Here is a 12,495-nt window from a genome sequence, read left to right on the forward strand (position 1 = left end):
CCTTTTTGTATGGTTAAAATTACTTTGTCGTATAAATATAGAACGCAGACTTACCGTTATTGTTTTTGATCTCGGTTTTGGCTACCATTCCTGAGTATATCTTAGTAGATGAATCGGCAAATTCATGATCATCAATAAAAACAGGGTTGTTGCTAGGAATACCATTTTGTTCATTCAGGACAGCTAGTGTGATTACATCAAGCAAGCCGGAGCCTTTGGTGAATTTGTACTCAGTAATTCCATTTGTAAAAACAGAGCTGTATTTTTTCAAATTGGCAGGAAGACTGGCTGAATTCGAATATGTTCTCACAACCTGCATAAGGCTGCCTTTTGACTTGAACAGGTCTTCTGTTCCAATCGTATTATTGGCAACTGCAAGCTTTTTTTGTGCAAATAAGGTTGCAGATGACAGTATTAAAAAAGAATAGAGTAATTTTTTCATAATCAGAATATGTAACTGTTAAAAACGTGATAAATATAGTTGTTTTTTGTAAAATGTGAATTAAATATTGAGATGTTTTACATTTTATTTAGAAATAAAACCATTTAATCTAATTATAAATCCTGATTTCCTTGGTTTTTTTCTTTTTTGTCAACCATGTTTTTGATGATGTTTTTAAGACGCTGAAATGTAAATGAGCTCAATAGCAGAATAATTCCAAGAGCAATAAACGCACTGATCCTTGAGATGTTATCCATTTGCCAAACATCATATCCGTATAGTTTTAAAACCATTAAGCCAATCAGGGCAAATCCAACTTTGTTGTATTCCTGAATGTTCCTTTTTAATCCGATGTAGATAAATAGGCTGGCCAGAATTGTCCAAATAATAGGCAGATAAAGAATGTTAAAATGATTGGTTGCGGAATAGGAATCTGTTAGATTATGAGAAACAGTCACTACATATAAATGGCGTAGTTCGCAACTGACTGAAACAATAAAGGCAAGCGAGATGATCCAGTATGATATTTTCGATTGATGAAATTTTGTGTCAGGGATGATTTTTAGAGATACATATATAAAAGGTATCCATTGAAATAAATGGAAGAGGTAAAAGCTACTCTGAATCTTTTTTGATAAGATATCGGTCACGATTGATGAGGTTGAAACAGAAATATTAATCATAATAAGGATCATGAAAAGATAGATCAATCCAGTTTCGAGATCCTTGGCAATATTCAACTTTTTTCTGAAAAGCAATAAGATGAAAATATAGAATATGCTGTAAAGTAATCCTACACTAGTTATTACAGCCCAAGGCATATCACTAATATGGTAGGTGATTTCTAAAAGGATAGCTGTATAGATCACTCCATAGCTTGCTATAGTAATAAGGTCTTCGAAAAAAGAATTACTTTCTGCATCTGTTTCTTTAGGAGTGTTTTTTAATAGATACAAATTGATTCCGGTTGATACAATTGTGACAAGACTTGTTAAAAATACAGGGTTAAATATGATACTAAGATCCTTTGCATTAAAATATTCACACCAGGTAATGAGTTGTGCAATAATGACCAGTGGAAAAAGTATATGGAAACATGTTTTGAAGATTTTATGCCCCGTCTTTTTCCATATGAAAAGAAGTAAGGAAGCTTCTATTGCCCAAACACTGGTGATAAGATGTGTTTTAAACTGTAAAGCAGCAGCTATGGTGATCAGGCTGACTGTAATTCCGGAAAATACAGAAAAAGAAGTTCCAAAATTTCGCTTTCTATATTCTCTGAATAAAAGAATGACGTTTACCAATGCAAAAATTAGAGGAAAGATAATGACGGGCTCATACTGTAATTCGTTAAAAGTATAAGTTAATCCCAGGATGCTCGAACAATTAATTAAAGCCAGCATTAAAATATCCGAAACAGAAAGTTCTTTTTTTCTGAAATAATCGAGTAGGGCAAAAATGTAAAAAATAATATAACTGATAAGATAGAAAGTAATACTTAAAAGCTCGGGAACATCTACAGTCCAATAAAAAAGATAGATGCTGGTAAAGATATAGGCAGTCCAGCCCACACTTTTCCAATGTTGAAGAAAGGCAACTGCCAGCATTCCAATATTGAGTAGAGTGAGATATGTGAATAGGAATAAGTAGTTGCTTTCTCCTGTACTGATCATCAGTGGGGCAGTGAAACCTCCTATTAATGAAAAAATAATCAAGACTTCACTTCTGTAATAGTAAGATAGGATGATCGAAATGGCAGTGATCACTGAGGTAATCACAAAAGCTGTATTTTGAGTAAAAATGTGGTATTCTCGAAAGGCGATGGTGGTTGTGAAATATAAAACGGCAATTCCGCCTCCGGTGATGATAGAGGCAAATGTCTTATAGTTCTTTCTCAGGAAATGCCCGGTAAGTATAATGACTGTTCCGGTACAGAGTCCAATGCCTGCTCTTGCAGTTTCTCCGATCCAGTTTTTATCAATCGCGTATTTCACAAAGTAGCCAATTCCAAGTACTAAGGTAAAAATACCAATAACGGTAAGAATATTTTGTTTTAAAAATTCAAAAACAGGATTTAGCCAGTCTTTTTGAATAGGTGGGAGGGGGTTGGTATTCTCTTCAGAGCTTCGAGTTTCTCCGTTGGGCTCATGAATTGGGATTTGAGATGGAATGACAGATTCTTTTGCAGGGGTTGCTTCTTGAGGTATCTCAGTTGGTAATATGTTTTTATTGATTTTAGAATTGAGCTCAGATATCTCTTTTTCAAGCTTCCGAATCTTCGTGCTCAGGTTGTTGAAAATAATAGCAATGACTATAATTAGGATAACTGCGAGATACTCATTCATTATATAGTTTTTATCAAATATAAAGAATTTTAAAATGGCATTAAAAAATTAACCCATCACAATTCAGTGATGGGCTAACGATATAGATAACTAACAATATGTTCTTATTAATTAGATACTTTATAGATGTAGAATGAAGCAATAGTGGATGATAAAATTGATAAATTCAGAAGATTGCTTCCTGTAAGGCCAAAACTTACTTTATCTCCGGTCTGGAAAGAGTAAAGTGAGTTTATAGTTGATTCAGATATTGTTAAACTTACTAGTCCTAAATCAAGACCAGTAAATGGACGGCTGTCAATAACTGCACCTACACCATTTCTTGTTCTTGCTATTCCAATACCGTATCCGTTGACAAGAAGGTTTGCCTGCAATCCCATTCCATATCGGAAGTTGTATCCTATCATGTAAACCCCGGTAGATGGAATAATAAAAGAGCCGTCTGAATCAGAAAACATTGCTGCCGATCCTATTGTTCTTTCACTGGCTAAGAAATTAACAGGTCTGAAACTTGCTGGAAACAATGTAATGTCTACAAGGCTGATTCCTGCTGTTTTTTTTGCAGCAAACATGCCGGAATTAACATTAGCAGAGCCTATTATTAATTGAGGATCCATTGCAAATACTTCTGTGGTTCCTGTATCTTGAGCTAAAAGCTGATATCCTGTTACTGTGGTTGCAGGAGGAGTTACTCTCACTCTCATCGTCCCATTCACATCCAAGGTTGCTGTTGGGGCGGAAGTATTAATTCCTACTTGGGAAAACAATGGCAATGTTGCACACGCTAATATTAGACTGTAAAGTTTAGTTTTCATGATCAAGATTTTTATTTAGTTGCTAACAAATATACAAAAATATTACACTTCGTATTGTGAAATTTTCACTTTTAATATTAATATGATGTAATATTTTTAAATGTATATTTATATTTTAATATATATTATTACATATTTTAATTACGAGTTATTTTTATCCTGTTTTAAATAAACTTTTGTATATGAGGGTTTTGGAAAAAATAAAAATCCCTTTTATGTGGGTTATTATTTATAGTTATTGATTTTTATAGATCAGATATTACTGGGTTATATAATGTTGTTTTTCTTGTATATCACATAAAAAAGCACTGTTATTTAACAGTGCTTTTTAAATTTATATGTATTTTTTTTAGCTTTCTAAAAGAAATTCTTTATAATTTCCTAGAAAATCAACATCTGCTTTGATAGATTCCAGTTCCTTTAAAGCATTTCCGTGAAGTACATCTTCCCATGGGCCTTCTACATTGATAAAGAAGAAATAATTGCCCAATCCGGTTTTTAATGTTCTCGATTCAATTTTACTAAGGTTCATTTTTCTCCAGGCAAAAACAGATAAAACCTGATGTAACCCTCCAGGATGATCTTCAGGAAGGGTAACCAGCATTCCGGATTTTTCACCTAATGTTTCCAGTTGGCTGTTATCATATTTGTTTTGTTGCTTAGAAATAATGATAAATCGGGTGTGATTTTGTTCAAAATCCTGAATATTACGGTTGATGATGTTTAAACCGTATAGGTTAGCTGCAAATTGATTCGCTACTGCAGCTACTTTAGAATCTTTATTTTCTGAAACAAATTTAGCTGCCGCTGCTGTAGAAGAAATATCCTGTTTAGGAATTCCTTTGTAATGAGTATCTAAAAAATGAAAGCTCTGAGCAAGAGCCTGCGGATGCGAATAAATCCTTTCGATTTCCTCAATGGAATTTTCAGGATGAATCATCAGGTGGTGGGCAATGGGCATTACAGCTTCTGCTTCAATTTTAATAGACGGTGTCTTATACAAATAATCCAGCGTCATTGATACGGTGCCTTCTATGGAGTTTTCCAAAGGGACAACAGCCTTGAGGGCTTCTCCGCTTTCTACTGCACCAAAACAATCCAGAATGCTGGCTTGTGGTAAAAGCTCATCATCAGGAAAAAGCTGTGCAGCGGCAAGTTGAGTAAAGCTGGCATGAGGCCCCAAAAATGCAATCTTCATAATATTGTTATAAGGTATAGGTTAATACAAGGTGCAAAGGTGCGAATTAATTAGTAAATAGATGAGGTTATGAAGGAATAGTTGGTGATGATCATTTCTATTTTCTCACTCTATGTCTCCTGTCTCAATTTTTTATAATGCATCTTTTGGAGTGCTCTTCCAGTTGGCTTCAATAATTTTCATCAGAAAATCCGGACACTTCATGATTTTATTGGTTTGGGCATCTAAAAAGAAAAGGGTAGTGGAGGCTTCGGTAATTTTAGTATGCTCTTCATTGTAAATTTCATATTCAAATTCAATTTTTACTCCGGGGATTTTTTTAATATAAGTGTGAATTTCTAGATTTTGATCATACAAAGCTGGGCGAATATACTTAATTTTGTACTCCGAAACAGGAAGCCAAATTCCTTGGTTTTCAATTTCATCGTATGAAATTCCTATACTTCTGAAGAGCTCAACGCGGGCAACTTCAAGGTACTCAGCATAGTTACCGTAGTATACATATTTCATGGGGTCTGTTTCTGCGTAACGTACTCGTATTGAGTGTGTTGTGTGTATCATTTTAGGTCTTAAATTATACATACAAATATATTTTTAAATAATCAATACCCGCAATATTTTTTTTTAAAAAGAAAAAATTCGACCTTTGTCTCCCTTCTAAAAACAGTACAAACAAAAGAATAATCAGGGCATAAAAATGGATGACAATTTAATGATGATATGGCAGAAATGCCTTCAGTTTATGCGCGATAACCTGAACGCAGCTGAAGATAATTCTGACCTGAAAAAACTTGAAAAATCTTTCGATATGTTATTTGATAAGGTACAGCCACTTTCATTAGTAGCTAATAACCTTACACTTATCGTACCGAGCGATTTTTACAAGGAATATATAGAGGATAATTACTTGTCCTTACTTTCTGCTGCCCTGAAGAAAAATGTAGGAAAAGGAGTTAAATTATGGTATTCCGTAATGGAAAACAGACCTAAAGGTGAAGAAAAACCGGTTACCATGAACATGAAGGGACAAAGCGTTCCTACTCCAAAAACACAGGAAACAATGCCACAAGGATTCTCAGCTAATATTGTAAACCCTTTTGTGGTACCTGGAATCAGAAAAGTAAATATCGATTCTAACCTGAAACCAGACTATTCTTTTGATAGCTATGTAGAAGGAGAAAGCAATAAATTTGCTGCTACTGTAGCAAGATCTATTGCTAAAAGACCAGGAGCTACAGCATTCAACCCTTTATTCTTATATGGTGGGTATGGAGTTGGAAAAACCCACTTAGGTCAGGCCGTTGGTCTTGAAGTAAAGAATCAGTTTCCAGACAAAGTAGTTCTTTACTTATCTTCAGAAAAATTCATTCAGCAGTTTATTTCTGCTGCAAAAGCACATAAGCAAACAGAGTTTGCCAACTTCTATCAAATGGTAGATGTTCTGATTATTGATGATATTCAATTTTTATCAGGAAAATCAGCGACTCAGGATAGTTTCTTCCACATTTTTGATCACTTGCATCAAAACGGAAAACAGATCATTCTTACTTCAGATAAAGCACCAGCAGACATTATGGATATTCAGGACAGAATTGTTTCTCGTTTCAAATGGGGACTTTCTGCAGAAATCAAATCTCCGGATTTATCTACAAGAAGACAGATCATTGAAGATAAATTAAGCCGAGACGGAATCGTTCTTCCGGGAGATATGCTTGATTTCCTTGCGGTTGAAACTAAGACAAACGTAAGAGAATTAATTGGAGTTATCAACTCAGTAATTGCATATTCTACAGTATATAAGAGAGATTTAAGCCTTGAGTTATTAAAGGAAACGATCAACAGAATTGCAGCCAACCAAAAGAAGGTTATCAATATTCCTTATATTCAGGAAGTGGTATGCGACTATTTTGGAATCAAAAAAGAGCAGCTTCTATCCAAAACAAGAAAAAGAGAGATCGCATTACCAAGACAATTGGCCATGTATTTCTCAAAAGAGTTTACCAATTCCACATTCACTAAGATTGGTGAAGAAATGGGCGGAAAAGACCACTCTACGGTAATGTATGCTTGTGATACGATCAAAGATGTTTCTAAGATTGATAAAGAAATCAAGAAATACGTTAAAGATCTTACCGAAAGAATTAAGCAGTAAGGAGATCTTAATCTAAAATATTTAAAAATGAAGAATAGTTGTATTCTTCATTTTTTATTTAGTTTTGTTACAGCAATCCATTTTGATTGCCGATTAATTTATTAAATATCAGACTATGAAAATCCTGATGGTTTGCCTTGGAAATATTTGCAGAAGTCCTTTAGCAGAAGGAATTATGAAAACAAAAGTGCCGGAAAATTTTGTGGTAGACTCTGCCGGAACGATTTCTATGCATGAAGGTGAACATCCGGATAAGAGAGCCATTACAACAGCAGCTAATCATAGTGTTGATATTTCCAGACAAAGATCCAGGCCTATCACAAGAGCAGATTATGAAACTTTTGATAAAATCTACTGTATGGATACAGGTGTGCTTGAAGATGTTGTTTCCAAAGCTAAAAATGAAGAAGAACGTCAGAAAATATCATTGTTTCTGGAGGTATTGGGAGATCGCGAAAATGCTGAGGTTCCGGATCCCTATTGGGGAGATATGAAAGATTTTGAAAATGTTTTCCAGCTTTTGGAGAAGGGATGTGATGCCATTAGAAAGCAAATCCTAATAACATAATCATGAAAAAACTATTATTATTGCTTGTACTTGGCTTTAATTTCTTTTTCGCTCAAACGAAAGATGAAAAAGAAATACTTAAAGTAATGGATGACTTTATGGAAAGTATTAAAACAAGAAATGAAGCTCAATACCTGTCGTTATTTCAGGAACCTGTACTTTGGACTGGAATCTATAAAGACAGGACACAGGCGAAACGTCTGGAGAAAAATCCTAAAGCAGAATATTATTTTGCTGATGATTATAAAGCTTTCATCAAAGGCTTTAAAGATGACAAGTCTGAAGAAAAATTTGACAATATTAAAATCGTTGAAGATGGAGCGGTAGCTTCTGCCAATTTCGATTACAGTTTTTGGTATGACGGAAAAATGGAAAACTGGGGAAAAGAAATCTGGATGCTGATGAAGATTAACGGAATTTGGAAAATAACCTCTGTAACCTTCTCCATGGATCTTGCAAAATACTTCCCACAACCATCATTAAACGAAAGAACTAAAAAATAAAACAATGCTTTTTTTACTCCCTGCCTACTTATCAGAAAATACCTCTATCACTCATTTTGCACCTGTTATTAAGGAATATATTATGCAAACTGATTACTTCTTCGTGGAAAATGAGAAAACCGCTAGAAAGGTCGTTAAATTCTTTGCTCCTGAAAAGAAACAGGCTGATCTGAAACTATTTTTATTGGATAAGTATACGGAAAATGCTGATATTAAAGAAGCCCAGCAACTTATGCTGAAAGGACAGGACTTCGGATTGCTTTCAGAAGCAGGGCTGCCGTGTATTGCAGATCCGGGAAATCTGATGGTAAAATGGTGTCACGAGAAAAATATCCGTGTTATTCCTATCTCAGGGCCATCATCTATTATTCTGGCTTTAATATCCAGTGGGTTTAATGGACAGGAATTTACCTTCCACGGATACCTTCCCATTGATAAAGGAGAGAAAAAGAAGCAAATGATGAATCTTGAAGGACTGGTTCAAAAAAAAGGGTATTCGCAGATTTTTATGGAAACACCATATAGAAATAATCAGCTTATTGAAGACCTATTGAAGTTTTTATCTCCCAATACGAAGCTTTGTATTGCGGCCAATATTAATGATCCGGAACATGAATTTATCAAAACGAAAACAATAAAAGACTGGCAGAAACAAAAGCCTGAGCTTCATAAAGTTCCTGCTGTCTTTGTATTAGGAAAATAAAAAACAATGATGAAAAATAACCCATTTCTTACCGTTTTTCTATTAGTTTGTATTGAGGTATTGCTTATTAAATACCTTGATTATATAGATTTTAGGATGAGAATGGGGGAAGGTTTGCCTTTAGCTATTGCTTGTTTTTCCATTCCGGGAATTTCGCTTTTTCTTACTTTGTTTATCGGAGAGTCTAAGTATAAAAAAGGATTTAAATATTTTACTTTTTTCATAATAGGTATTTCCATTTTGGCCTTTATTGCACTAAGTTATTTAGCAGCATTGGGAAGGGCGTATCAACATTAAGAATATGAAAAAAACGGTCATAGATTATCTGAATTTTTGTCTGGCAGGCGTTTTTGTAGTGCTGGTTATTTTGTATGGAATCACTTTAGTGAATAAGAAGGAATTTAATAAACTAAGCTGGTCGGTAAAAATCATAAGTGTAGAACCAAATTCAACAGATGAGAAATCCGGGATGCTAAAGATTCTTGATGCTGTTTTTATCAATACCTTTAATCAATCTGAAAATAGATTAGATTTTAATTCTCCTAAATTAATTATTTCAAAAAAAGGTTCCGATTCCGCCTATTCCTGGTCACAGGATGATTTACTGCCTGATTCTTTATCTATTAAATATTATTCTGTTGAAGAGAAAAAGTTCTATCAGCTACATACAAAACTTCCCTTAGAAAAAATGGAAAGTTCGTTGAAGAATAAAACGTTGGGAGCTAATTTACGAGTGGAGATTCTACCGAAAGGAAAAATCTCTTTGAAGATTGAACCTTCGGGTAGTAAGAATGTTGAATCAGCAGTAATAGGAAATTTCCAGGCAAAAGAATTTCCTGGAACGTTGAAAATGTTGGTCTATAGAAAGTATTCAGGTGATGAATATAATGATTTTCCTTCTCTAAAAGGAGTCTCAGAGTATTCGGATCTTCTTACTCAAAAATATTCATGGCTAGCAAAAATTGAAACGGAGAACGCTGAGAAAATTTCTGAAATTTCAGCTTATGCATTTGACGATAAATCAATGAAAACTGATGATGAAACATTTGAAGAAGTAAAGCTAAGAAATCTTCCCAATAGATTTTTAATAGACTGGGGAAATACACAGAAATATGGAAGCAACTATTCTTTTGACAGTCAGGAAATTTTGGATGCATTTAAAGATCTGAATCAAGTAAAAGGAAATGAACCCATCGTTATTACTTTTAAAGTCTTTAAAAATGCTTTTCCAAAAGCAGAAATTTCGAAAGCGGGGATAACAATTCCTTTAAAAGATGTTTACCCGGATCTTCCCACGAAATATGCAAATTAAAATAAAAGCCGAAATTCAGTAAAGTTTCGGCTTTGTTAATTGATAAGAAAATTTATTACTTTTTCTTTTTCCATTTTCTCCAAAGAGCGATGATAACGGGGATGAGTAGTAAGAAAGGCCAAAAAGAAATCATTCCTAATAAAAAGGCCACAAAACTGTTCCAGCCTTCTGTAAGAGAATCTACAAAACGACTTCCGAAGCCGATTTTTGAAGTGGCAGAACTTCTTACTTTTTCTTTATATAAAGTTAACTCTAAAGTACTATAATTTACACGGTCATCTATAAAGCGTAGTCTTCCCTCTGCAATATCAATCTCATCTTCCAACGCACGAATCTTTTCCTGGATCTCCAACATATCTTTTGTAGTGGCAGCACTTTTAAGCATATCCCTGTATTTTTCAAGATAAATTTTCTTGTTGGCTAATTTGATGGATACATCAGTATATTCTTCAGTAACATCATCTGAGGAAATATTTTTTGATAGAACAGAACCTACACCATCAGAGAATGAGTTTACAAGTGCATCAAATTTCTTATGAGGAACCCGGATGCTTAGACTCATTGTTTCATTCATATCTGTATTTTGGAATTCTTCTTTCTGGATATAAGCATTGTTCTTTTTTAAAATTTCATTGACTTGGTTTTGAGTTTTCTTGATATCTCCCACTTGGATTCTCATATTCCCGTTTTTAATGATTTTTCTGGAGATACTATCCTTTAAAGGGTTTGTTGTATTGGGTATTTCTGCAGCAGAAGGTGGCGGTGGAATATTGCCTGCTATTTTATCCTCATCAATGATTTCTACTAAATCTGCATTTACAGATAGCGGTTTATCAGCTTTTTGTTTACTGCAGTTAATAAGAGTAAGGCATAATAAAGTGAATAGTATCGTTCTCATGGAAAGTTAATTTTTCATGAATACTATCAAAAACTATGCTTAGAAAGTCAAGGGGGCAGAATTATTTAAAAGTACAGGTCAAACACTCTAATATCTTATTCCGGTCTTTTTGAGAATAAAGCTTAAAAGCCAGATCGGACCAATCAATAGGAATTGGATATCTTTAAGGAAAGACGGTTTCTTACCTTCTATTTTATGTCCGATAAACTGGAAAACCCATGTAATGACGAAAACACCGAGATAAAGAATCCAGGAGTGCTTTTCGAGGCTGATATTAGTAAGGTAGATAAAATGTTCTGCTAAAAACATTATTAAAATCATGGTGATTCCTATGAGTAAAGACAGTCTTAGATAATATAAACTGATCAGAATAACTGCAATAAAACTTACTATACTAATGCATCCAAAGTAAGAAATACAAAAATGGGGGGAAGGTATCAGGGAAATAAATCCTAGAATAGAACAAAAAATTAAAGGAACACAAAACCAATGAATGAACTTGTTAGTCGCATTTCTATGGCTTTTACTATACTCTGCAAATAATAAATCAACCTTTCTCATACTGACAGGAATTGGATTAGTGCTAAAATAATAAAATTTTGTAATCAGTGATAAGTTTGCTTACATTTGTCTTATGTCTGCCTTAGAAAAATTCGGAGTTGAAATTTTTACGCAAAAAAATATTTTCGAGAGAATCGCTGTTGATAAACCTTTCCGTCCCGAAAATCCCGCATTTATTTTTATTAAATCCGGAACGATAAAACTTCGCCAGCACTTCAGTGATCTGGAGGTTTCTGCCAATATGTTTATGGTGACCGATCCCCAAACTATTTATGAAGTAGTAGCTGTAAGTGACGATTTTCAATCCAGAATGGTTTCCTATAAAAGAGAATTTATTTCTGCTTTGTCTTTGAAATTCAACAGGCTGATTACCTATCGATATTTCAGACAACAGATGAACAAAGGAGTTCCTTTCCCTGAAAATGAAATGGAGGTGGTATGGAAAAGCGTAAACTTCCTCAAATACATCCTTGATTCTGAAACTGAAATGTTGTATAAAAAAGAAATGGTAGAACATCTTTTTTCTGTATTTTGCTATCAAATGGCTGGGATTATTTCCAAAGAAGACAATAATTCTATGAATCAGATGTCCAGACAGGAAGAGATTGTTTTTGTTTTTCTCACAGATCTTTCAGAACATCACCTCACTGAAAGAACAGTTGAGTTCTATGCCGAAAGACAATCCATTACAACCAGACATCTATCATCGGTAGTGAAGGAAGTGACAGGGAAGACCGCCAGTCATGTCATTGCTCTAATTGTGATTAATGAAGCAAAAGTCCTTTTAAACTCTTCCAGCAAACCGGTATCTGAGATTTCTTCTATCCTTGGTTTTAGTGATCAATATGCATTTTCTCACTTTTTTAAAAAGCATCTGAAAGTAAGCCCAAGACAATACAGACATCAGTTCGAAAATTAGAATCCTACATTTGAACATCTTTTTCCAGAAATCAAACATTTGATTGATTTTGTTGTTGCCCTAACTTTGCATCTGTAAA

The 12,495-nt window shown here is 34.1% G+C and carries 14 protein-coding genes; 7 read left to right on the forward strand and 7 right to left on the reverse strand.

Annotated features, from left to right (window positions below):
• Positions 1 to 19: 19 nt before the first annotated feature.
• The 5 genes from GTR01_RS05790 to GTR01_RS05810 all read right to left on the reverse strand — a co-directional run bounded on the left by GTR01_RS05790 (position 20) and on the right by GTR01_RS05810 (position 5,361).
• Positions 20 to 442 (reverse strand): hypothetical protein, encoded by a 423-nt coding sequence (locus GTR01_RS05790; RefSeq protein ID WP_160136910.1) that lies wholly within the window; start codon positions 440 to 442, stop codon positions 20 to 22.
• A gap of 113 nt (positions 443 to 555) precedes the next feature.
• Positions 556 to 2,787: a DUF2339 domain-containing protein gene (locus GTR01_RS05795; RefSeq protein WP_160136911.1), complete on the reverse strand. Its 2,232-nt coding sequence runs from the start codon at positions 2,785 to 2,787 to the stop codon at positions 556 to 558.
• 107 nt (positions 2,788 to 2,894) lie between these two features.
• On the reverse strand, positions 2,895 to 3,602 hold the full coding sequence (locus GTR01_RS05800; RefSeq protein WP_160136912.1) for a hypothetical protein: 708 nt from the start codon (positions 3,600 to 3,602) through the stop codon (positions 2,895 to 2,897).
• A 349-nt stretch (positions 3,603 to 3,951) separates the two neighbouring features.
• A complete protein-coding gene (pheA, locus tag GTR01_RS05805) occupies positions 3,952 to 4,800 on the reverse strand; it encodes a prephenate dehydratase (RefSeq protein WP_160136913.1) in 849 nt (282 codons plus the stop codon).
• Between the two features lie 132 nt (positions 4,801 to 4,932).
• The gene (locus GTR01_RS05810; protein ID WP_160136966.1) at positions 4,933 to 5,361 is read right to left on the reverse strand and encodes an acyl-CoA thioesterase; all 429 of its coding nucleotides are present in this window, start codon (positions 5,359 to 5,361) and stop codon (positions 4,933 to 4,935) included.
• Positions 5,362 to 5,497: 136 nt separating this feature from the next.
• Between GTR01_RS05810 and dnaA the strand changes: the two genes are divergently transcribed.
• The 6 genes from dnaA to GTR01_RS05840 all read left to right on the forward strand — a co-directional run bounded on the left by dnaA (position 5,498) and on the right by GTR01_RS05840 (position 10,038).
• On the forward strand, positions 5,498 to 6,952 hold the full coding sequence (gene dnaA / locus GTR01_RS05815) for a chromosomal replication initiator protein DnaA (RefSeq protein WP_160136914.1): 1,455 nt from the start codon (positions 5,498 to 5,500) through the stop codon (positions 6,950 to 6,952).
• Positions 6,953 to 7,067: 115 nt separating this feature from the next.
• Positions 7,068 to 7,520, forward strand: coding sequence for a low molecular weight protein-tyrosine-phosphatase (locus GTR01_RS05820; protein ID WP_160136915.1), 453 nt, complete (start codon positions 7,068 to 7,070; stop codon positions 7,518 to 7,520).
• Positions 7,521 to 7,522: 2 nt separating this feature from the next.
• Complete coding sequence (locus tag GTR01_RS05825) at positions 7,523 to 8,023, forward strand: nuclear transport factor 2 family protein (protein ID WP_160136916.1); 501 nt, start codon at positions 7,523 to 7,525, stop codon at positions 8,021 to 8,023.
• Positions 8,024 to 8,027: 4 nt separating this feature from the next.
• The gene (locus tag GTR01_RS05830) at positions 8,028 to 8,726 is read left to right on the forward strand and encodes an SAM-dependent methyltransferase (RefSeq protein WP_160136917.1); all 699 of its coding nucleotides are present in this window, start codon (positions 8,028 to 8,030) and stop codon (positions 8,724 to 8,726) included.
• 6 nt (positions 8,727 to 8,732) lie between these two features.
• The gene (locus GTR01_RS05835; protein ID WP_160136918.1) at positions 8,733 to 9,023 is read left to right on the forward strand and encodes a hypothetical protein; all 291 of its coding nucleotides are present in this window, start codon (positions 8,733 to 8,735) and stop codon (positions 9,021 to 9,023) included.
• A 4-nt stretch (positions 9,024 to 9,027) separates the two neighbouring features.
• A complete protein-coding gene (locus tag GTR01_RS05840; protein ID WP_160136919.1) occupies positions 9,028 to 10,038 on the forward strand; it encodes a hypothetical protein in 1,011 nt (336 codons plus the stop codon).
• 55 nt (positions 10,039 to 10,093) lie between these two features.
• On the opposite strand, the gene GTR01_RS05845 is transcribed toward GTR01_RS05840, so the two are convergent.
• Positions 10,094 to 10,936 carry a DUF4349 domain-containing protein gene (locus tag GTR01_RS05845; RefSeq protein ID WP_160136920.1) on the reverse strand — a complete coding sequence of 281 codons (843 nt, stop codon included), beginning with the start codon at positions 10,934 to 10,936 and terminating at the stop codon, positions 10,094 to 10,096.
• A gap of 87 nt (positions 10,937 to 11,023) precedes the next feature.
• Positions 11,024 to 11,497, reverse strand: coding sequence for a DUF962 domain-containing protein (locus GTR01_RS05850; RefSeq protein WP_160136921.1), 474 nt, complete (start codon positions 11,495 to 11,497; stop codon positions 11,024 to 11,026).
• A gap of 73 nt (positions 11,498 to 11,570) precedes the next feature.
• Between GTR01_RS05850 and GTR01_RS05855 the strand changes: the two genes are divergently transcribed.
• On the forward strand, positions 11,571 to 12,416 hold the full coding sequence (locus GTR01_RS05855) for a helix-turn-helix domain-containing protein (RefSeq protein ID WP_160136922.1): 846 nt from the start codon (positions 11,571 to 11,573) through the stop codon (positions 12,414 to 12,416).
• The last annotated feature ends 79 nt before the right edge of the window (positions 12,417 to 12,495 follow it).

This window comes from Chryseobacterium sp. c4a (assembly GCF_009900745.1).
Classification (GTDB): Bacteria; Bacteroidota; Bacteroidia; order Flavobacteriales; family Weeksellaceae; genus Chryseobacterium.